Genomic DNA, 21301 nt, shown 5'->3' with positions numbered 1-21301 from the left:
AGGCGTGGAAGAAACTGAACGAATAAGGTTTCTCACAAGCTGCAAGACGGAATATTGACAACCTGAAACAATGCAGTATCATTGATCAGTATGCCGATGATATTGCCAATGCATCCAATGCCAGAAAGGGTAATTTTGGAGAAATAGGAGCGGATTTGGACTTGAATAGTAAAGGATATGAATCTTTATTAAGGAAAAGGATTGATGACATAGATGCCTCAGGCCATAATGGGATTGATGGGGTTTACAGAAAGAATGGAGAGTATTTTATAGTAGAAGGAAAATATTCGGGTTCAGCTTCATTGAATTCTGCTAATCCTGCTACCAAATTACCCAGACAAATGAGTGATGAATGGATACAGCCTAGATTGGCTGATGCTGTGGGCGCTGATTTAGCTCAAGATATTGTATTTGATGGTTATATAAGGGTTTTAGCTAAAGTGGCTCCTGATGGATCAGTGATTTATAGATTGATAAATGAAAGCGGTAGGGTAATACGCGGAGCTGCTGGAGATTTTATTCCTTAGTGATCATGAGAGATAATATAAAAGACCAAAGTTATTTTGAAGCCTATATTAAATCATCGATAGAACGGCACGAAAGAGGTGAAGATAGATTAAGAAGTGGGAACGTTAAACCAGAAAGAGTAGCCGCAGCTGGAACCATGATGATAAGTAGTCTTATTCAAAGGATAAAGGCAAAGTATTCATATGGATTACCTGCAAGTGATATAGAAGATGATTTAAAAATAGCCATTGATCTAATATCCAAATATTGGCCAGGGTATTGGAAGATGGCTGATAATGACGGTAAGGTACTTAACCAGTATTCTTTAGACCCATATGATGAAATGCTGTGGATGTTTTCATTAGGCTACTTGTTGGATGTTTCCAAAGTACAATTTGAAAAGTTGGTGAATGTTATTGATCAAGATCAGGTAAAGGATAAGCTATTTGAGTTTATCACCTTAGCGAAAATTCCGAACCGCCCTAAGTTAAAGGAAGAGAGCTATAAACATGGCTGGAAGCTCTTTGGCAAACTGCGAGAAGCCACGGAAACCGAAGATAAAGCCAAAGCTGAATCTCTTATTAAGGCGTTCTTAGAAAAAGACTGGTACAAAGAGCATAAGAATGCCGGCTGGTATGACAACCATAAAGGCAAACATGATACCTACAGTGGCTATTGGTGTTTTGAAGCAGCAGCAGTTACTTGCATCAAGGGATTAGATGATAGCACCTACAGAGATCAGCAGTACTATCCCAAGGACTTGGCAGATTATTACCGAGCAAATCACTAGACTTTCGGTGCATACCGTGCATCCCTTCGGCCTAGGGCGTATTGTATTTTATCCTAATGTTTAATAGGTAGTAATTCATGCGGTTGACTTTGTAATCTGGTGGTTTTCTGAGGGTCTCAGTGAGCCATTCCAGCGGGTTAATGTCATGGAGCTTGCATGTGCCGAACAGATTGTACATTATGGCCGCCTATACGTCGAGCTGTCCGATAATGGCGTGCTTGACCTGGTCCATCCGGATGATATTTACCTCAAAACAGGCCTTTCCGTTGACCCCGAACGCCATACCCACACCGGCTTTTACCTCGACATACCCTATGCGGATAAAGAAGGCACCGCCATTCGCCTGTGGGCTTACACTTTTGAAGATTTTGAAAAGCTGCTCCACAGGATAGGGTTTCACATTCCCTCTATCGCTCATCCATATTACCTGGACATCTACAAGCAAGCAATAACCAATGCGGATGGCGACTGTGACAAGCTTGATGTCATCTACGAAACCATTCCCCCTTTCGTCGCCTCCGAATTACCGGATGAAAGCCTGTATCAGGCATTAGTCTCTTTATCAGACTGCATAATGGACGATGGCCTCTATGTAAACGGCACCAATGAAGAGATAGCCGTCATTAACATTCTCAAAGCCTATAGTGACAAGCAGACGTTATACCAGAAGCTATATGATACTCCTGAATTAGTCCACAAGCTGTACGCCGGCCTGGATGGGGAAGACCTCAGCACCTTCGTCAACATCCTTTGGGAGTTGTCCAATCAGTACGGACCGGGCCAGTCAGAGCATTTTATCCGCTTAGGTGAAGTGCCTGCGGAGGTTTATGAAGTGACACCCGGTTATAGAGGGAAGCAATATATTTTGGTTGATGGCACCCGCTTTAACAATAAAAACAACCTGAGTCTGCACTATTGTATCGGGCGTCGCAACTTTGGGCTCTCTGCTCAATCGGCTAAAGACTTACCCGGCATCGCCGATGTAAACCCCCTCGACCTGGTGAAGCTGCATACCGGCAGCCAGGAAGAAGTACTACTGGTCCCCGCCCTGTTCGTGTACTACCATGGCACCCAAAGCAACCGGGAGCACCTGATGGGCGTGATCAGCACCGGCTCTAACCTGTTAGGCCTTGGCGCCGCTTCTAAAATACTGCTCACCCGCGGGGCGCCAGCCCTTTTACGTATGCTCGCCGTCATAGAGATAGGAAAGCTGGCCCTGGACGAAGCGATGGAGCGGCCTGACATTCAGCAGGCCATTCGAGATGAAGGAGGCGATTGGTTTGTGGATAATTACTACTGGATCAGTATCACCGTAGACCTGACCGTTTTCAGTGCGGATGTGCTGACTGATTTAGTGACGAATGGCCGTAAGGCCAGCAAGGCCCTGCGCGCGCAGGGAGAGTCCCAGGCCGCGGATAGGCTGGATGAGGTCATCGAACAGGCTGAAGAGGCGAAGAGAGTGAGAGGGGAATCCATGACTCCTGAGGCCCTTTTTGCTGGCTACCCCCACCTGAACAGCATTCGTAGCCAAAAGCTGATAGCTAAAATCAAAGGTCTGAACCTTGATGGCACGACCTTGTCTAAACTGGACGAAACCCTTTCAGATGCCAGCCTTTTGGCTAAATTTGAAGCCGAACCGGGGTTGGTAGAGGCGTGGAAACTTTTAGAAAACAGTGCCAGAAGGACTGATATTAAAACACTGAAATTCTTTTCCGATCCAGCAGTTTTGGAATCATACCAGGAAATAATTATTCAAAATATTCATACCACCTTTCCAGAAATTCCATTTGAAGAATTAACAGCAATAAGGCATTATACAACAAATGCACATAGAGACTTGAATAAAGCTTTGAGGGGTGAAATTCCAATGACAGATGAATACAGGGCGTTTAAAGAACTACTTAACTCTGGAATGGAAAAACTCCCTAAGTATAATGGAGATAAAGTTTTTAGAGGTATTAAGGGTGAGGAAGCAGCACTTGCAAAGACCTGGAACGTGGGGGATGAAATCCCATTCTCTGACTTTAAATCATCTTCGACTGAGTTGAGTACTGCACTAAAACCCGCTTTTATGGAGGATGTATTGTATGAAATTGTAAATCCAAAAGGGTATAACATTTGTGATGTTTCATGTTTACCACATGAAGCTGAAATTTTATTCAAGAGTGGGACAAAATTTGAGGTTGTCAACATTAAAGATGGGTTTAAATTCCTAGATCCTAAAGATCCGTTGACGGTACTTGCAGAGGGCAGAAAAGTGTTGCTTAAATTGATAGAGTAATATGGAGAATCGACAATTTTATGAATTTCTTACCACCACAATAAAAAATGGTGATAAAAGGAGGTTGGAAGGCGGATTAGATGATTCTGCTGAACAAAGGTTGCATTTGTTGCAAATTGTAAAAGAAAATTACGAGTGGTTTGCTCTAAGTGCTTCAGATAAACAATCCAAGAGATTACTTAAGCTGGCTAGGGAAAGAAGGGCTGGTAAAGATGTGTCAATGGAACTGGAAGAGGTAAATCTATACTCTAAAATCATCGAAGTAATGCCCTACATTAAAGCAGTAAGTCATAAGATCAATAACGAACAGAAACATTTAACTGAAGAATTACTCGATTTTTGCGAGACTCAATTAAATATTATTGATTTTTCACTGTATAAAAGAGATATCACTTTTCCATCAAAAAAAGAAATAGAAGTAGCTTTTAAAAGCTATACAGAAAGGATAAAGCCTGATAAAATTCCTGTTTTAATATCATACGATCAACCCGAAGTAAAGCAGAAAATTGGAGAATTGTATGATATGTTTTTGAGACTGGCTGAGATAAGCAAATGAGCCAACCGTTCTTGCAGGGAGTGTAATACTCCCCAAAATTGGGACCATCAGTTAAGATGATAATTTTTAGTTACCTTTAACTGATAGTAATGAAAAGAAGTAGGAGAAAATTTTCACCTGCCTTTAAGGCAAAAGTGGCTATAGTAGCCCTTAAAGAGCAACAGACGTTGTCTGAGTTAGCTCAGCGTTTTGAAGTTCATCCCAATCAGATCTCGTTGTGGAAACGTGAGTTTCAGCAAAATGCTGATAAAGCTTTTGGGGAGAAAAGCTCAAAAGAGGAGCCACAGATTAATGTGGACCAGCTCTATCAGCAGATCGGACAATTACAGGTTGAGAATGACTTTCTAAAAAAAAGGCGGGGGGCCGCCCCCTTGAAGAAAACCGGCCTTTAAAACAGCGATTGGCTCTGGTTGATCCAAGTCATCAGCTTAGTATACGCAAACAGAGTGAGGTTTTAAATATCCCTCGCAGCAGCTTTTACTATAAGCCTGTGGGCGAGTCTATAGAGAACCTGGACTTGATGGAAACCATGGATCGATTGTTTACCGAAGATCCTACCTTGGGTGTTATCGGTATGCAGGATGAGCTACGTGAGCAGGGTTTATTTTATAATGTCAAGCGTATCCGTCGGCTGTTGCGCAAAATGGGCGTAGAACCGATCTATCCGAAGCGTAATTTAAGTAAGCTGGGGCAGGCAAAGTATGTCTATCCATATTTGCTGAGAAATCTGACTGTGAACAGAAGGAACCAGGTTTGGGCTATTGACATAACTTATATTCCCATGGCAAAGGGGTTTATGTACCTGACGGGGATAATCGATGTATATAGCCGCTATATAGTAGGCTGGCAATTATCCAACAGCCTGGACAAAGAAACCCAAACAACCCTTTTGACAGCCTGTATAGAAAAATATGGTAAGCCAGAAATCATTAACTCAGACCAAGGTAGCCAATACACCTGTTCACACTGGGTAGAAACCTTGAAAGAGCGGCGTATAAGAGTAAGTATGGATGGAAAGGGCAGAGCCACGGACAATACCTTTATTGAGCGGTTTTTCAGGACATTAAAGCACAAACATGTATACTTATACCCAGCAGACGATGGGCTAACCCTATACAAGGGGATAAATAAGTTTATCGAAAAGTATAACAACAAAAGAAGGCATCAGGGTATCGGCAGAATAAAACCTGTCGAGTTGTTCAAACTAGCTGCCTAATTCAACTAAGACTAACCAACTGATGGTCTAATAAATGGGGAGTGTTACCAATAGCCAGCAAATCAGCCCTTTGAATATATTTTTGTAAATTTCGGGATTTGACGGCTATAAAAGGCTGCATGGTTAACCCAACATAGAGCATAAAGGATGAACTTAAAAGGAGGCGTGATGGTAGTCGGGTCCTTGCTGTGGGACGAACGTCCGGTGAGGCAAAAGTGGCGCAGGGAATGCCTGCTCCCTGCCGAAAATAAGGTACCGGTAACGGTGAGAATCCGCTACGGCAGGCAGTCTGTATCGCGGCAAAACACCTACACGATGGTACTGTGCAACCACCCGACTACCCTGCCCGGACAGGCTTACGGACTTCCCTTTAACCAGCCGGTGACGGACTTTGAAGACCTGAAAAGGCAGGCCTTTGCCATGGCAGTGGCAGAAGGGGTTGCGCCTGAGGACGAGCCTGCTCTTTGCAGACCGCACGGTGCGGTAGGGCTGCTCATAAACCCGGCTGTACCTGATGAGCAGGCCGAAGGGCTTCGTGCAGGCTGGAGGTCTTTGTATAATGCCTATAACCTTGACATAAGTGACTATCAGATAGGTGACGAACCCCCTGTGATAAACGAGAGCGGCCTGCTGCAAATAGACTGGACGCCGGGGATGGATGCCTTTGACCTGCTGATAGCCACCCCCATGGTTCCCCTGCCAAAGCGGATATTGACACCGCCGGAAATAAGCCTGTGCATGAAGGAAAACCGGTTCAGGGACTACTTTGACCTGAACTGCCACCATGAGATATCCACTTACCAGGATATAGACATCCGGAAAGAGCTGGATCAAACGTACTAAAGTAAAAAGGGGCTGTCTTAAAAGTAGCACCGCCTATTTTCATGCCAAACAATATTTTGAGAATCACCTGAAACACTCTGCATAGCGAAGTACAACTTCGCGGAAATGGCAACCACGGGGTGCAACCCCGCGGTAGTTACGAGGAATGTAAAATTATATTTTGAACAAAAAGAAAGAGACTGCCTTTTGAGACAGCCTCTTTTTTCTTCTATTCCTTTGGTTGACTGCTGGACCCGAGGGGAGGGTATTGGATACTGCCCCTGAGCTCTTCCACGCGCTCGGGGTCAAATTTGGGTAGTTGCATCTCGCCCTTCTCTTTCCACTCTTTTACCCGGGCCTCGGCTGCCTTTGTCCGCTCCTCTGAGAGGCCGGTATCACGCGCCATATACAAGGTCTGTGAAGGGAAGGCAAAACCGGTACCGCTGGCCTGCACGATATCTGCTATGCGCAGATTAAGGTCTTCCTGTATCTCGAGAAAGTCATTAAAATCCTGCGTGAAAACGTAGGCATGAATGCCGACATTAAGGGAGTCGGCCCCGAAGCCGAGGAAGCGTACCCGGGCTGGGTCAGGATCTACACGCGGATGGGCGTAAAGCAGCGAACGTATTTCCACGAGTATATACCGCATCTGGTCGGGAGAGGTCTCGTAGCGCAAACTGATAGTGGGGTTAAATAAGATGCGGTCACGGTGGGCGTAGTTTTCAATACGCTGTGCTGAGAAGTCTCCATTAGGTATGGTAACAATGGTGCGGCCCAGGGTACGGATACGGGTAGAACGCATACCTATCTTCTCCACTGTACCTACGGTATCGCCTACCTTACAGAAGTCCCCTACCCTAACCGGCTGGTCAAATATTACGGTAAGGCTACCAACCAGGTTTTCCACGCTCTTTTGAGCTCCCAGGGCGAGGGCGATACCACCGATACCGAGGGCGGCAATACCGGTGGTCACATCAAAACCGAAGGTATCGAGAATAGTGATGATACCAACTGCAATAAGGAGAAACTTAAAGCCACGGCGGAAAAACATGATGGCGGAGAGCCCCCCCATATTGTTTCGCTTGGTCATGCGGCGTTCACCAAAAGAGGAGAACACATCTATAAGTCTCCAAACAAGGATCAGGATGGCTATCCAGGCCACGATCACGGTGGCCTGACTGAAGTACTGCCTGACAATAATGGAGATACCCAGACGCTGTGCGCTCCATATAAGTATCCATACTGCCATGTAGATACGTATAGGAATGGCAAAGGCATTTACCAGCCTCAGCGCGCGGTCGCTCATTCGTTTTCTGCCCAATAGTTTAATAAGGTATACCACTATTGCCGTGATGAGGAGTGCCAGCATATAGGACGCAAATATGAGCGCCACCATAACAAGCCAATGGCCTACGGGTACACCTCCCCACTTATTAATGATAAAGCGATCCGGCAGCAGGCGATTGACGCTTATGGCGGACACCTTACCCACATCTTCAGGCAATTGCTGCAAAGTAGTGGAGGATATGAGCCACACGGGGCCTCCCTCCTTACCAGTGGTTTGTTCCACGAGTACGGGTATGGAGGTATTCTCCAGATGGATGGTACCTACCTGATCGAGGTTAGCAGCAAGGTTATCGTTGTACTGGCCGCTGCTCTGATCACTAAGCAGGGCGCCGGGCTCTATCTTACCGTTCTGGTCCAGCAATACCTGCAGCCTTCGAGCCAGCTCGGTACCGGGGGTGTTTCGGAGGTTGCCATCCAGATCACTCGTATCCAGGTAGCGGGCGGCCTTTTCGTAGTCTTCATTTGACATGGCATCCAGGTAGCCAAGTATGGCGCCCCTGGGTGTGCGCCGGTTAAGCTCATCCGGCGGATAGGAAGGTTGTCTTTCCTCCTCGGTGTTATCCTGCCGGCCCATCAGAGGTAGGGATTGGGGGGTTGCGGGGAGGGGGGTTAAAATGAATAATATCAGGTAAGTGATCAGAAAAAATCCCTGAAATTTTGTGCGCATGTGTTTTTGTCTCTAAAAAATGGTTCAACTACTGTCTACGCTTCCAACATAATAGAGTTACGGCCAGGGGCCATGTATAAAAATTAACTATCTGGTTTTTATACTGTTATACAAGCAACCAAACTACAGATAATTATGGCAGAAATTAAACTTAAGAAGAAGAAGCCTGTATGGCCCTGGATATTACTCGCTATAGTCGTACTGGGTCTCCTCGGTTTTTTCCTTCTGAATGACGATGATGACACCGAAAGACTTGCTGAAACCACCGAGGTGCAGGAAGTGCAGTCAACAGACGATGCGGAAGGGGTTCAAAATACCAACCAGGCAGAGGCTATAGAAGATTACGTCAGCTATCTGAATCAGAATGGCGCGCAAATGGGACTGGATCATGAATATACCCATAGAGCCTTCACCATGCTTACTATGGCTATGCAGTCTGCCGCCAACGGTACTGATTTTAATTTTGATCAGGACTGGCAGGCACTTAATGAAAAAGCGGATAACATCCGTGAAGACCCTCTGAAACTGACGCATGCCAATACTATAAAAGATGGCTTCCAGCAGGTAGTAAATTCTTTCTCAAATATTCAGGAGGCAAAATATCCTGACCTGAATGATGAGGTACAAACGCTGAGAGAGTACAGTGAGGGTATGAACCCTGATGAGCCTACACTTGATCAGAAAGAGACTGTAAAGGGCTTTTTTGATCAGTCAGCCAGCATACTGCAAGCAATGAACAACCAAAACAGCTAAGACTATGAGTAACGATAAAAGAAACCTGCATTACCTGCATGAACTCTCTAAATATGAGGTGGCCAATGACGATCCTGATGTAAGAGGATGGGACCTGGTTGATGGAGATGGCAGGCATATAGGTAAAGTAGATAACTTTCTGGTTAGTAAAGATGCCATGAGGGTTCGCTACCTCGATGTTGAAATAGATAAAAAAATCATTGACAAGGAGCATAAACCCCTGAAGACGGGCAAGACAGGCGGCACCCATGAATATATAAATCAGGAGGGAGACAATCACCTGATTGTACCTATAGGTATGGTGCGTCTGGATAATGAACATAAAGAGGTTTATACTGACAAGATCGATAGCAACACATTTGATACTACGGAGCGAGTAGAAAAGAATAAAGCTATAGATCCTGCTTACGAGGTCTATGTGGTAGAGCACTTTACTGGTTCAGAAACAGGCTACAGGAATAAAGTGACCGATGCCGCTTTTTACGACAGAGATGTATTCAGGCACCAGCAATATCAGGGAAGATAGAAGCTGACAGGCTGAACGCAATACTCACCTGTATTCCCTTATGTGGAAACAGGTGTTTTTTTTGTTATTGTAGCTTACATTTATCCTGTGAATGCTAAAATAGATACCTACCTGACAAAGGGGTGCGGGCGCTGTTCTCTGGCAGGTACGGCAGCGTGCAAGGTAACCGCCCACCGGGAGGCTCTTACTGAACTACGAAAGGTGGTACTGGCTTCGGGCCTGAAAGAGGAGTTAAAGTGGTCACAGCCCTGCTATACGTATGAGAACAAAAATATACTTCTCATATCGGCCTTTAAGGAATATGCTGCTGTTGCCTTTTTTAAAGGTTCTTTACTAAAAGATGATAGGAATCTGCTAAAAGCTCCGGGAGAAAACTCACAGGCTGTGAGGCAGGTACGGTTTACATCGGGGGCAGAGGTGACTGCCATTTCTTCCATTCTCCAAGATTATATAAATGAGGCTATAGGGCTGGAAAAACAAGGCAAAAAGGTGGCCTTCAGCAAGGAACCTCAGCCCTTGCCTGCAGAACTGAAGACCCGCTTTGAAGAAGACAGTGCATTCAAAGCAGCCTTTGAAGCACTTACGCCCGGCAGGCAAAGGGGCTACATACTGCACTTTTCACAACCTAAGCAAAGTAAAACACTGGAAGGCCGAATAGTGAAGCACCGGGACCGGATATTGGAAGGCAAAGGGATGCACGATAAGTAAACCGGCCGGCATAGTCAGCCCGAACTTATCGTATAGCCTTTAAGGTAAGTGCCAGATTCTCTTCCCGGGTAGGGGTGCGGGAAGTGGGCGACCAGCAAAAATGCCCCCTGTAGCAAGTAAATGGCTCTCTTAGCACATTTAGTTTCACCTTGTGAAAGAAATTTTGCGGCGAGGGTGCAAATAAATGCTCTACAAGCCTACCAGGATTATCCACGCGGGGGCTATGCGTTTTTCACTTTCTTCCTGCCGATAAAGCGTACCACGGAGCCTGTGCCTATATGGTATTTCCCTTCGCTCAGTTCCACTTCTTTTTCACAAAGCAATTGTATATCAAATCCTTTGAAGTCACGCTGAATTTCTTCTACCGAAAGCAATGCTTCTGGCTTATCCGGTCCGCCAATGGCCGGATTCTTATCCCGGTAGCGAAGATGATCAGAGCCAAAAGCCTCCAGGATGACTACCCCACCCTCTTTCAGATATCCTTGCAGGACTTGGTGGTATTTTTCTCTGATGTCAGCCGGGAAATGGGCGTAGATCAGCCCAATAGCATCGAAATAGCCCGGGGTAAAGTCTAATTCCGGTAGTGGGCCTACTGTATAGTTGAGCTTCACGCCATGCTCATTGGCCAGAGAATACGCCTTATGCCGGCCCGCCTCACTGATGTCAAAAGCCTCCACCTTCCAGCCATTAGCGGCCGCAAAAACAGCGTTGCGCCCTTCCCCTTCTGCAGGTAGTAAGAGCTTACCGGGCTTCAGCTTTTGAAGCTGTTCTTTGAAAAAAGCATTAGGCGCTGTACCATAGGCATACCCTTCCTGGCTATAGCGCTCGTTCCATTTATCCAACCATTCGTTGCTCGTCATGACTATCAGATTTTAATTAGGCGGTGAGATTATTTTATTATGCTCCAGGAAGGCACCTTATTATATGCTTATTCCCTTGCTAAGGAGGGTAGTAGCTTATCAATTATTACCCGGCTGGCCAGGTCCCGGGCCCAGGTGCGGTAAGTAAGTCCGGAGGGGTGCACGCCGTCGCTAAAGAAGGCCTTTACGTCCTGATCCAGCTCATACCGGGCCACCCATTCCGGCAGGCTGATGGTTTCCTCTGCATAATAGACATTATTGTAATCTTTTACCGTAGCCATTAGCTCCTGGCCTAATATCTCCACCAGGTTACCGATAGTGAACCGTATAAGGGGGGTAAAGGCAGGAAATTCTTTGATGGGGGGCATATTGCAGAAGACAATAAGGGCCTGGGGGTACTTTGCCTGCAGGCCTTCAATAAGCCGGCGGATATCCCTCCTCCACTGGCGTGGAGACCTTAAGGTAAATGCATCATTGCCCCCCAGGCCTATCACAATCAGGTTTACGGTTTCATCAGTCATGGCAGGAACGATACTGCCTGCTACCCTGGCGGCTGTATATCCGCTGCGTGCATATACTTTCCAGTGTACAACCGCTTTCAGCGCCTCTGCCAGCAAGCGGGCCAATGCCCCGGTGAAGCCCTCCTCATGGGTGTGCACCCCTACCCCGGCAATGGTGCTCTCCCCCACAGATAGGAGCCTGATCGTTTTGGAGGTAGCCTTGCCTGGCTCGGCAAAGCCTTCTGTACCTGTAGCTTCGGGAAGCCTGGGAACCCGGGCTCTTATCTGCTTTCCCTGATAATACATGAGGGGCAAAAGGGGGATACGTGCAAGGCAGCCTAGTGTATACCTGATGTTCATAGAATGGGTATCTGCTTGACCATTCATACGAATGAGTCCACTAAGCTGTTTCGAAGGCAGGGCGCTGTATCACAGACTGTTGAAAAAACGGCGGGATAACTCTTTATTCATTACATGGCGCAGGGCCGGGGGTGGAAGTGACTGATGCCGTGTATATATTTGTGAGGTGGAGCCGGCTTTTAAAGCGTATCTGTCAAAACAAGCGTGTGAACAGGCTCTTTAACCATTCCTCACCTTGTGGGTAGGGAGTGTATTCCGGCGGGATTGGCATACAGGGAAGGCTAAACAAATGTTGTAATTAGAACGAAGTATCTGCCCAAGAACATTCTGCATGTACCACCGGAATGCCGGGCCAGCAAAAGTCGGAACTTCCCTGGATAAAAACTCGCTGGAGCGATTTTTATCCGCTCCCCTCCTATTGCCACAGGAGGGAAATTTTATCGCTTAGCTTCACGGTTAGGGGCTTAAAGGAAGAGAACTATGGAAGAAATAATCATTTGCGGTCTGATAGGCCTTGCATTTACCGCGCTTGGTCTGCAATTATGGCAAAAATCTTCTCACCTGAGGCGTAATGGTGAGGCTGCCACTGCGATCATATTCAGGAATGAAGCCAAATATTCCATCCGCAAGGAAATCCGGTATTATCCGGTGATACGCTTTAAGACTGCTGAGGCCGATGAATGGATCACCAAACAGCTATCAGTTGGCTACAACTCTCCTAAACCCGAAGGGTCTAACGTCTCGGTAAAGTATGATAGGGATAATCCTGGGGAGGTTATGATCGACTCTCCTCTGACTATGACCTACCTGCCTCTGCTGCTGATGAGTATAGGGGGCATAGGGCTTATGGCCGCCTTATTTCTGGCTATCTCTCCCGGGCTATAAGGGATCTGCTCATTTCCCGATCCTGTACCAAGCTCACCGGGCTTAATCACTGATATTCCACTCCGTTTATTTCAAGCTCATACCAGGTAAAGCCGCCCCCGGCGAGCTGCCAGGTGACACGGGCCCTTGTGGGAACACGCACGCGGTCAAAAGCCCTGTAGCTGTCCTCATCTATATCGATCACCCATTTTTCCATGGAGCCCGTCTTGTCATAATACCTGAGTGCCTCAAAGCGTACTGCCTGGCCTATGCTGTTAAAGGTAAACTCACCTTTTACCTCAGTGCTCATGTAAGCGAGGGTAGCTTTGGCTTGTAGCGGCCCGGTCTGTTCCCACCGCAGGTAGGGGCTCATGGCTGCCTGTGGAAACCATACCATTTCTGCCAGGTACCTGACGGCTACGCCCTGGTCTATTTGCATGCCGGAAGCATTGACAACGGGGACCAGGGAGTAGAGGTTGATGAGCATGCTCCCTTTACCAGACGTGTAGCGGTCTCTCCCGCTAAACTGCAAGAGGGAACCGCTGCCTACCTGCGCACTCCATAAAAAGCCAGGCCTCTGCAGGGTAAACCACTGTTCTGCCTGTACCTGCTTCCAGTCTCCCTCGGGAGATAGTTTCATACGGCCTGCCTGGTACAGATGGGCTGTCCGGGAGCTCCTGACTTTCTCCGCACGGCTAAATTGCATCCAACGCTTTACAGGCGCAGGTAAAGCCTCGGCACTTACCCCCTCTGCCAGGGCGTGTGATTGACCTGCACTCTTTATAAGCGTATTCACCTCACTCTCTACAGTACGTATAAAGTCCCACTGCCCATAGCCAACTATGCAGGCAAGCAGAAGGATGGCATTAGCGATAGTCCCATACTTGGCATCCTGCCAATACAGCATGATGAGGGATTGGGATAGCACAATACCGGCCAGACCACAAGCCCACCAAAGTTTGTTTTTTAATAGAAACAGAAGGAGACCATAGAAGAACAGGCCGGCAGCCACCAGCCATAATACACCTGCAGGTTTGGAGATGGGTTTACTTAGCTGCTCTACCCGGGCCAGGCCAAAGGCTTTGACAAAGCCGAGCAGGTGAATGGCGGCATGAAGGCCTGCGATAACCATTAGTAGTATCCGGATTATCATTAGTAGAATTTAAAAAAATACAAACGCCCAAACAGCCCCTGTCCCTAACGCAGGCAGGAATTTACACATATCCCTTATTTTTCGCACATATCTGCTTCCGGTTTTTAGCATAGGCTCAGGCTCCCTGTGACTGAACCCCCTTATGTAAGACATGCCTGCAAATAGGCCTGTTTTCTGTAAAATAGTACTCCAAGCAATAGCTCATAGCTCACCCTTGGCACTCCCCATGTGTTGTTATGGATAATTAATTGCATTTTAGTAATAAGTAAGTACATGCTGATACGCTTACTCAACCAACCGGTACCCTTATATGGAAAAATACACCCATCTACCGCAGGCCTCCTCTAGCCGCCCGCTGACTGCCGCAAGCGAAAACCACCCTTCGTACGTGGCTGATAATAACCCTGATAAGGCTACCAAGGCAGCGACTACTACCAGCGCCGGCCCTGGCTCACAAACGGGCGGTCCTATGGCCGTACAGATGAAGGCGCTGGCGCATAAGTCGGCTCACTCCCCTAAGGCCGTCCAGCTTAAGGCCATGCAGCATAAGGCAGCCACAGGTCCAAAAGCCATGCAGTTTAAAGCCATGCAAGATTTAGCGGCAAATAGCCCCGTTCAGTCCCCCCTGGCCCAGTTGCAAAAAACAGGCGCCAACCAGCCCTCACCGGCGCAAAAAATGGAAAGTCCTGCCTCTAAGCAAAACAAAACGGGCATGCCCGACTCGCTGAAGACAGGTATAGAAAACCTCTCCGGCCACTCCCTTGACGATGTTAAGGTGCACTATAACTCCCCTAAGCCTGCCCAGTTGCAAGCTCATGCCTACGCCCAGGGCACCGATATCCATGTGGCCTCCGGACAGGAAAAGTACCTGCCCCATGAGGCCTGGCACGTGGTGCAGCAAAAGCAGGGCCGGGTTCAACCCACCACTCAAATGGCCCAGGGGGTTAATGTAAATGATGACGTGAAGCTGGAGAGAGAGGCGGACATCATGGGCGGCAAAGCCCTGCAGAGCGATGCAGCCACGGCAAGCTCCCCTCTGCAGGCAAAAACAGACGCCGGTGCTACAGCGGTGCAACGGCAGGCGGTCATACAAAAAGGATCAGACCCCATAGATGAGTCTAAGGGCATTCCCTTCAAGTTTGGTCTGGTGAAGGGCACCTATGTACCCGCGACCAACGAGGCAGATATGCACGTAGAAAAAAAGTCAGACGATACGGCTTTTTCTCCTGTAGATGCCTACAGGGCTTTCACCTTCGTGTATGGCAAGATGGAAGCTCAAAAGAAAAAATCCGGCAGAGAAGGTAAGCTTTCCTGGAACCCCCAGGGAGCAGCCGTAATAAAAATGGTGGTGGAGCTTATAGGCAAATCGCTGGGTAGCGAAGAGGGTGTGGAAGCCGCTAAGTTGCTCCAGCAAAACAGAAAGCTCGGCCCCAGGCCGGTACAGCCACGCGATGAGAACGTCATCTCCCAGGACATTATCCCCGAACATATGCGCTTTCTGTCCTCAGCCAGAGGTGCGGAGGGGGTAGATATGCAGGCGGTGATTCCGGGAAAAGATACAGAGCAGAACTTTGACTCAAACATACTTGCCGATACCCAGGCGGGCAGAGAAAGGTATGGGAATTACCAGGATGCCCTCTTAGAAGACCTGCCTGTGTCCCTCAGGATTACGATTGGCCAAACACAGCTTAAGTCCCTTATTGATACCATGAAAGGATAATACAGCCTGTTTACCGGCTGAGGGTAAAAGAAATGATTTAAATTTGGGCTTTGAATAAGCTTTATCTGACTTATAGCTTCACTAAAAACATGTATAAGGTACTTACGGGTCTACTAGTTTTACTGAGCATCACATTTGGATGTAATTCCTCCGGGCAGCAGGACAAATCTTTCGAAACCTTTAATGAAGGTGTTTCCTATTCTCTGGATGCAGAGAGCGCCGCACAGGAAGGCAACCCTGAAAAAGCTGAAGAACTGCACCGTAAGGCGATAGTGAAATTTGATGAAACGCTAGCCGCGGACCCGGACCATGCCCCTGCCTTAAGCGCGATGGGGCATAGCCATTTTATGCTACGGGAATTTGACCAGTGCCTGGAATGGTATGAGAAAGCCCTGGCCCTGGACTCGGCCAATGTGCCGGCTCACCTGGAGTATGGCCTCTGTAGGATAAACCTCGGCGACATAAGAAGCGGTAAAGTAGCTATTGATAAGGCCATCGCCTTAGACCACAACAGCCGGGAAACAGTAAACCATGCTGTTGACAACCTGCTGGACATAGGCACGCTGGCCTTTGATTACGGCAATGGCTATATGGAAGAAGGAGACAGTGTAAAAGGTACGGACTATAAACGATTTGCGGTAGGGGTGCTCTATACGGCACACCAGACAGACACCACGCGCCAGGAGGTGATCCGCTACCTGGTTGATTTTTCTGAGAAAACAGGAAACGAAGAACTCAGGGCTATCTTTAGTGAAAAGCTACATCAATAGGTACTTCTGCGGGTCAGAACACCTCTTGTATGACTCAAACAAAATCTGACATACTTCTAATACTGGACCTGGACGAAACGCTTATCCACGCTACTGCGGCCCGGTTAGCTACAGACCCTGACGGGCATCTGGCCGGCTATCATATTTACAAAAGGCCAGGGCTGGATACGTTTCTGCAGTACTCCCTGAGCCACTACCGGGTGGCTATATGGTCATCAGCTTCGGATGATTATGTATATAATATTGTGGAGTGGCTGGGTATCGGTGAGTGCCTAGAATTTATATGGGGACGGTCGAGGACGACCACCAGGGTTATCAGTGCCACAGATGATTATGGCCAGTATGACCAGGACCGGCCCAGCCATTACGGGTATGTCAAACCACTGAAAAAGGTGAGAAGGAGAGGATATGATCTGAATAGGGTATTAATAGTAGATGATACGCCTGCTAAAGTACGAGGTAATTATGGTAATGCCATTTACGTAACTGAGTTTAAAGGATCACCGGATGATACAGAGCTAAAGGAATTGGCCACCTACCTGGATACCCTGAAATTCGCGGATAACGTAAGGCATATCGAAAAGAGAAACTGGAAGAGAAGAATAGTATGAAACAAAACCAGTATACTTATCAGCATAATCATCCAGATATGCCCACTACCCGATATACCCTTGAAGAAACTCCTCATATTCATTCTCATTATTATAATTGCTCCCTTGCTTGGTGGTCTTTACGGTATTATTCATGACCAACTAACCTATAGCATTTCACCGGAGTACTATACAAAGTTTAAGTTCTACCAATTCGGATTAATGGACATGGGAAATGAGGCTATTTTTCCCCAACCGAGAATCCAGGTATCTGTTGTAGGGTTCATGGCTACATGGTGGATGGGCGTACCCATAGGGCTTATTCTAGGCCTGGTTGGCTTCATACATAAAGACGGTAGCCAGATGCTACGCGTAACTTTCCGTGCTATGCTTATAACCATAGCGGTAACCCTGCTGACCGGACTTTTAGGGCTGGCTTATGGCATATTTCACTTGGCTAAAACAGGCGTACACTGGAAACTCCCGGAAAACCTGGTGGATGTAAGCAGCTTCATTGCCGTGGGATCGATGCACAACTTCAGCTACCTGGGAGGCTTGTTTGGCCTGGTGGCGGGGGTCATTTACAGCATCGTTATGAAAAATATCTATAAGAAGAAAAGCATTACCTCCCCTAGAATAGATAAAAAGTCAACCAAGGCCAATGGGTAAAGTAATCATTATTCTCACCGTCTTTCTTATCAGTTTGGGAGGGCTGTTTATATGGGATCCGAGCATAGAGCGTAAAGTAAATATCAGCAACTATTTACACCATATGAAATGGCGGGTTTTCAATAATGCATAGTGTAATTATTAAAACCTGCGGCCGTACCCCACCCTACTCTCATCCGGAAAGTCATGTATAAGGGCTTGTAATCACCTGCCCCGGCTCACTATTGGCAAAGCGGGGGCTTTCCCTTATCTTTCGGGGCTGATTTTGGAATTTATACGCAATAATACATAGCACCAGATGGCTTCAGGATTTTTCGCTCTATTTGATGACATAGCGGTACTCATGGATGATGTAGCTTCTATGAGTAAAATCGCTACTCAAAAAACGGCAGGCATATTGGCTGATGACCTGGCAGTGAATGCGGAAAAAGCTTCAGGCTTTGTATCATCCAGGGAACTGCCGGTACTATGGAAGATTACGAAAGGCTCCTTCCTGAATAAGCTGATCATACTGCCGGTAACCTTCCTGCTAAGTGCCTACCTGCCTATTGCCATCACCATCATGCTCCTAATAGGGGGGGTATACCTCGCCTACGAAGGCGCTGAAAAAATATATGAGTACCTCTTTCACAGTAAAGAGGCCCAAAAAGGGGTGGACGTAAGCAAGATGAGCCAGGCCGAAGCGCAGGCGTACGAAAAGAAGAAAATAAAGGCGGCTATACTGGTAGATTTTATCCTCTCGGTAGAGATCGTAATCATAGCGCTGAGCACGGTAGTGGGTAAGCCGCTGGAGATACAGATAGTGGCGGTAAGTGTGGTAGCCATACTGGCAACTGTAGGTGTGTACGGCATAGTCGCCCTTCTGGTACGTATGGATGACCTGGGGTATAAGCTGATTGCTAACAGCGACAGTGAAAAGAGCTTTATGAGTAAACTAGGAAAAGGACTCGTAAAGTCGCTGCCGGTAGTGATCCGGGCGCTTGCTGTGATAGGCACCCTGGCGATGATCCTCGTGGGAGGGGGCATATTTGTTCACAACATCCACTTCATCCATGACCTGGTTCACGGGCTACCGTCTATCCTGGGCGAGTTCCTGGTAGGCCTGGTAGTGGGCTTTGTGGCGCTGCCCATCATTAACCTGGTGCTGAAAGTAATTGATAAGAAGAAATAAGGGGCACAATGCCCAGGCCAAAGGTCCGTCTCTACCACTAACTCCAGGGTGTGCTTCGCACAGAAACGGCGCACTTCTAATTGTTAACTGATAGTGTGGGTAATTTCTCGAGGCATCGTTTCGAGGTTAGCATCTTTGTCCCAACGGTATCTATTCGGCGCGTTCTTATGGCTTCGCGGGCTGTGTGTAGATAAAAGGGGGAGGGATAGGGTATAGTTTATTATTTGAGAAGACCTGTGCGCTACTTACATAGTCGAGGATATGCACAAGCAACTCAGGCAGAGGCTCTACCGGTGCTATCCTAAAGTTACGTTAAAGCTATAGACAGGGTGATATCTCTCAATCACCCCGCCAAGCAAAAGCATCATACACCTTATTGGCCTGAAAGCTTTATGAGTTGTCACTTGAAATATACCAGCCTAGAATGTTTAGTTGTAGAGCCCCATATCCTTTGCAAATTGAGCCAAATAGGCTTGCGGATCTTCTCCAAGTTCAGCTAATAGGTTTACACAGTTACATAGATTCGTATCCGCCATAGGCGTTTCAATAGGCAGCAAGCACCGGATAGCATGATCCAAAAACTCCATCACCACTTCTTTACTACTACCTTCCTGATGTTGGTACATGGCTATATTAACAAATAATGCTCCTACGGTAGGTGCATATTGCATGAAATTCTGATCAAGCAATTTTGTGTATATAATTATAGCCTCCTGGTAGTACTTGTCGGCGTCATCCTTTTTATATATTTGTCTGCAAAGATTTCCCAGATTACCCAAAACCATAGCCACTGAACCTTCAAATACTTTTGGGTTTATCATGGCGTTGATTCTGAAAACTCTTAAGGCTTCATTATAACCGGCAATAGCCTTGTCATAATTATCTTTCGCTTTGTAGGCAATGCCCAGTGCGTTATAGGTATTGCCCGAGTCCGCCATAGCACCGGGCCGCTGTTTATCTACCGCAATTTTATTATGTAGTGACTCTTCCAGCAAGGAAATGGCTTCATCCCATCTGCCCATATCCTTATAGGCAATCCCCAAGTTAGTTTGTACCATGGCTACATCCATAAGGTACGTGCTCTCGTGCCTTTCGTTATAAATCCTCTTTCGTATATCCAGGCACTCCAGGAAGTATTTTTCTGCCCTCTCAAATTCTCCTTTAAGGTTCAATAGTATCGCGTAGTTATTTAGCAGTACCGCCATGTCATAGTCATGCACCTGCTTATTATCATACCATAGCTTTCTTCGGATTTCCATGGAGGAATTAAACTGGTTTTCTGCTTCGGCATATATGTTCATATCCTTGTACAGGTTGCCAAGGTTGTTATGCACAAGCGCCTTTTGGCTTATGTACCCTTCACTTCCTATATCCGCATGATCCAATGCTTCTCGGTATAGCTCAAGTGCCTCTTCAAGCTTATTCATATCCTCCTGCAGCCAAAGGGCGTACGCGTACAGGTTGTCTATATGGCGGTAAGACTTTAGCGAAGCCTCATAATACTCATTTGTCTTCGCTACACGATCAGGCCTGCTATACTCAATTTCCGTAAGTTTTGCTTTTACCAGAAACTCATCGGCGTTGTGCTTCAGGTCCTGCTCATTTTTCTCCTGTTCTTTTTCTAGTTCCTCCTTCCGCTTAAGCAGTGTATCCTGGTCCAGCTTTATCTGCTCCGCGTCCAGTATGGCCCGGGCTTCCTTAAACTCGCCTTTGTCAAAGTGCTCCTTCGCCCGCTTCAGGCGCTCCGTATCTATATTTATCGCCTGAAAGGTCTTTGCCAGGGAGAGAACGTCTTTTTTAAATTTCTCCAGAGCTTCCTGTGCTATATTCAGTTTGGCCTGGTATTGTGTCTTTTTTTCCTCTGAAGTAGCAGAACCTACAAGGTCCCGCAGCATTGCTATTTTCTCCTGAAAATCCTGGTACTCCACACTCTTGTAGTAAAAGTTATTGTCTCCCAGGTGCACACTCCCACTTCCGGTAGAGATGTTGCCTTTGTTTATATTCTTATCCATTTAATGACTATCCCCAATTTGAATATTTCCACTTGTAGACGTAATGGTGCCGGTATTCACGTTTTTGCTATGGCTTATCGTAATGGCGCCGGGTTGGCTGCAGAGCTCCTTATATAGTTGCCTCAGGTGCTTCTCGCCCTCCGGGTTGTCCTCCACTGCCATCTCCAGTATTGCCTCCAGGCTCTTTTGCCGTGCAGGGCTATCCGGCTTCTCCTTTAGCTTTTTCACCTCTTCCTTTTCGCTACCCCCCGGCTCAAGCAGCAGCGGCCGTATCCAGTTTACCGTAGCCTCCGAGAGGTCCCCGAAAAGCTTTTTTACAGATTTGTCCCTCGCAAGCGTATTGCCTACCCAGGTCACTACACTACCTATCATGACAGAGGTAGTTTCTATATCTTCCATAGCTGGTTTATTTATGACTTAAAAGTTATAAAACGCTGATTTATATTTATTTGCGTAATA

The 21301-nt window shown here is 47.0% G+C and carries 23 protein-coding genes; 16 read left to right on the top strand and 7 right to left on the bottom strand.

Annotation, left to right across the window (positions count from 1 at the left end; translation table 11 throughout):
* Positions 1 to 155: 155 nt before the first annotated feature.
* Together AB9P05_RS24300 and AB9P05_RS24295 are read left to right on the top strand one after the other, a co-directional pair.
* A complete protein-coding gene (locus AB9P05_RS24300) occupies positions 156 to 527 on the top strand; it encodes a hypothetical protein (RefSeq protein WP_371911500.1) in 372 nt (123 codons plus the stop codon).
* Between the two features lie 5 nt (positions 528 to 532).
* A complete protein-coding gene (locus AB9P05_RS24295; RefSeq protein ID WP_371911499.1) occupies positions 533 to 1297 on the top strand; it encodes a PoNe immunity protein domain-containing protein in 765 nt (254 codons plus the stop codon).
* Between the two features lie 31 nt (positions 1298 to 1328).
* On the opposite strand, the gene AB9P05_RS24290 is transcribed toward AB9P05_RS24295, so the two are convergent.
* Positions 1329 to 1475, bottom strand: a complete 147-nt coding sequence (locus tag AB9P05_RS24290; protein WP_371911498.1) for a transposase domain-containing protein — start codon at positions 1473 to 1475, stop codon at positions 1329 to 1331.
* Here AB9P05_RS24290 and AB9P05_RS24285 point away from each other — a divergent pair.
* The 5 genes from AB9P05_RS24285 to AB9P05_RS24265 all read left to right on the top strand — a co-directional run bounded on the left by AB9P05_RS24285 (position 1443) and on the right by AB9P05_RS24265 (position 6193).
* Positions 1443 to 3578 carry an ADP-ribosyltransferase domain-containing protein gene (locus AB9P05_RS24285; protein ID WP_371911497.1) on the top strand — a complete coding sequence of 712 codons (2136 nt, stop codon included), beginning with the start codon at positions 1443 to 1445 and terminating at the stop codon, positions 3576 to 3578. The two genes, AB9P05_RS24290 and AB9P05_RS24285, sit on opposite strands and share 33 nt — an antisense overlap.
* 1 nt (position 3579) lies before the next feature.
* On the top strand, positions 3580 to 4134 hold the full coding sequence (locus AB9P05_RS24280; protein WP_371911496.1) for a hypothetical protein: 555 nt from the start codon (positions 3580 to 3582) through the stop codon (positions 4132 to 4134).
* Positions 4135 to 4223: 89 nt separating this feature from the next.
* The gene (locus tag AB9P05_RS24275; protein ID WP_371911495.1) at positions 4224 to 4526 is read left to right on the top strand and encodes a transposase; all 303 of its coding nucleotides are present in this window, start codon (positions 4224 to 4226) and stop codon (positions 4524 to 4526) included.
* A gap of 8 nt (positions 4527 to 4534) precedes the next feature.
* On the top strand, positions 4535 to 5350 hold the full coding sequence (locus AB9P05_RS24270) for an IS3 family transposase (protein ID WP_371911494.1): 816 nt from the start codon (positions 4535 to 4537) through the stop codon (positions 5348 to 5350).
* Positions 5351 to 5497: 147 nt separating this feature from the next.
* Positions 5498 to 6193, top strand: coding sequence for a hypothetical protein (locus tag AB9P05_RS24265; RefSeq protein ID WP_371911493.1), 696 nt, complete (start codon positions 5498 to 5500; stop codon positions 6191 to 6193).
* A gap of 208 nt (positions 6194 to 6401) precedes the next feature.
* On the opposite strand, the gene AB9P05_RS24260 is transcribed toward AB9P05_RS24265, so the two are convergent.
* The gene (locus tag AB9P05_RS24260) at positions 6402 to 8186 is read right to left on the bottom strand and encodes a mechanosensitive ion channel family protein (protein ID WP_371911492.1); all 1785 of its coding nucleotides are present in this window, start codon (positions 8184 to 8186) and stop codon (positions 6402 to 6404) included.
* A 135-nt stretch (positions 8187 to 8321) separates the two neighbouring features.
* On the opposite strand from AB9P05_RS24260, the gene AB9P05_RS24255 reads away from it, so the two are divergent.
* The 3 genes from AB9P05_RS24255 to AB9P05_RS24245 all read left to right on the top strand — a co-directional run bounded on the left by AB9P05_RS24255 (position 8322) and on the right by AB9P05_RS24245 (position 10173).
* Positions 8322 to 8939: a hypothetical protein gene (locus tag AB9P05_RS24255; protein WP_371911491.1), complete on the top strand. Its 618-nt coding sequence runs from the start codon at positions 8322 to 8324 to the stop codon at positions 8937 to 8939.
* Between the two features lie 4 nt (positions 8940 to 8943).
* On the top strand, positions 8944 to 9465 hold the full coding sequence (locus AB9P05_RS24250; RefSeq protein WP_371911490.1) for a PRC-barrel domain-containing protein: 522 nt from the start codon (positions 8944 to 8946) through the stop codon (positions 9463 to 9465).
* Positions 9466 to 9552: 87 nt separating this feature from the next.
* The gene (locus AB9P05_RS24245) at positions 9553 to 10173 is read left to right on the top strand and encodes a YdeI family protein (RefSeq protein ID WP_371911489.1); all 621 of its coding nucleotides are present in this window, start codon (positions 9553 to 9555) and stop codon (positions 10171 to 10173) included.
* A 221-nt stretch (positions 10174 to 10394) separates the two neighbouring features.
* Here the strand turns inward: AB9P05_RS24245 and AB9P05_RS24240 are convergent, their stop codons facing one another.
* Both AB9P05_RS24240 and AB9P05_RS24235 read right to left on the bottom strand, forming a co-directional pair.
* Complete coding sequence (locus AB9P05_RS24240; RefSeq protein WP_371911488.1) at positions 10395 to 11033, bottom strand: methyltransferase domain-containing protein; 639 nt, start codon at positions 11031 to 11033, stop codon at positions 10395 to 10397.
* Positions 11034 to 11101: 68 nt separating this feature from the next.
* Positions 11102 to 11893, bottom strand: a complete 792-nt coding sequence (locus AB9P05_RS24235; RefSeq protein WP_371911487.1) for an SGNH/GDSL hydrolase family protein — start codon at positions 11891 to 11893, stop codon at positions 11102 to 11104.
* 480 nt (positions 11894 to 12373) lie between these two features.
* On the opposite strand from AB9P05_RS24235, the gene AB9P05_RS24230 reads away from it, so the two are divergent.
* Positions 12374 to 12778 carry a DUF3592 domain-containing protein gene (locus AB9P05_RS24230; protein WP_371911486.1) on the top strand — a complete coding sequence of 135 codons (405 nt, stop codon included), beginning with the start codon at positions 12374 to 12376 and terminating at the stop codon, positions 12776 to 12778.
* A gap of 46 nt (positions 12779 to 12824) precedes the next feature.
* On the opposite strand, the gene AB9P05_RS24225 is transcribed toward AB9P05_RS24230, so the two are convergent.
* Positions 12825 to 13910: a DUF6544 family protein gene (locus AB9P05_RS24225; RefSeq protein ID WP_371911485.1), complete on the bottom strand. Its 1086-nt coding sequence runs from the start codon at positions 13908 to 13910 to the stop codon at positions 12825 to 12827.
* 310 nt (positions 13911 to 14220) lie between these two features.
* Between AB9P05_RS24225 and AB9P05_RS24220 the strand changes: the two genes are divergently transcribed.
* From AB9P05_RS24220 to AB9P05_RS24200, 5 genes are all read left to right on the top strand, one after another.
* Positions 14221 to 15630, top strand: a complete 1410-nt coding sequence (locus tag AB9P05_RS24220) for a DUF4157 domain-containing protein (protein ID WP_371911484.1) — start codon at positions 14221 to 14223, stop codon at positions 15628 to 15630.
* A 50-nt stretch (positions 15631 to 15680) separates the two neighbouring features.
* Positions 15681 to 16400, top strand: a complete 720-nt coding sequence (locus AB9P05_RS24215) for a tetratricopeptide repeat protein (RefSeq protein WP_371911483.1) — start codon at positions 15681 to 15683, stop codon at positions 16398 to 16400.
* A gap of 29 nt (positions 16401 to 16429) precedes the next feature.
* The gene (locus AB9P05_RS24210; protein WP_371911482.1) at positions 16430 to 17011 is read left to right on the top strand and encodes an HAD family hydrolase; all 582 of its coding nucleotides are present in this window, start codon (positions 16430 to 16432) and stop codon (positions 17009 to 17011) included.
* Positions 17012 to 17071: 60 nt separating this feature from the next.
* Positions 17072 to 17659, top strand: a complete 588-nt coding sequence (locus AB9P05_RS24205; protein WP_371911481.1) for a hypothetical protein — start codon at positions 17072 to 17074, stop codon at positions 17657 to 17659.
* A 298-nt stretch (positions 17660 to 17957) separates the two neighbouring features.
* Positions 17958 to 18830: a DUF808 domain-containing protein gene (locus tag AB9P05_RS24200; RefSeq protein WP_371911480.1), complete on the top strand. Its 873-nt coding sequence runs from the start codon at positions 17958 to 17960 to the stop codon at positions 18828 to 18830.
* A gap of 428 nt (positions 18831 to 19258) precedes the next feature.
* Here the strand turns inward: AB9P05_RS24200 and AB9P05_RS24195 are convergent, their stop codons facing one another.
* Together AB9P05_RS24195 and AB9P05_RS24190 are read right to left on the bottom strand one after the other, a co-directional pair.
* On the bottom strand, positions 19259 to 20842 hold the full coding sequence (locus AB9P05_RS24195) for a tetratricopeptide repeat protein (protein ID WP_371911479.1): 1584 nt from the start codon (positions 20840 to 20842) through the stop codon (positions 19259 to 19261).
* Positions 20843 to 21241: a hypothetical protein gene (locus AB9P05_RS24190; protein ID WP_371911478.1), complete on the bottom strand. Its 399-nt coding sequence runs from the start codon at positions 21239 to 21241 to the stop codon at positions 20843 to 20845.
* Positions 21242 to 21301: the final 60 nt, after the last annotated feature.

Origin of the sequence: Roseivirga sp. BDSF3-8, assembly GCF_041449215.1 — a bacterium.
Taxonomy (GTDB): Bacteria; Bacteroidota; Bacteroidia; order Cytophagales; family Cyclobacteriaceae; genus JBGNFV01.
Note: the sequence above shows the minus strand (reverse complement) of the source record. Positions and strands in the feature narration are given on the sequence as shown.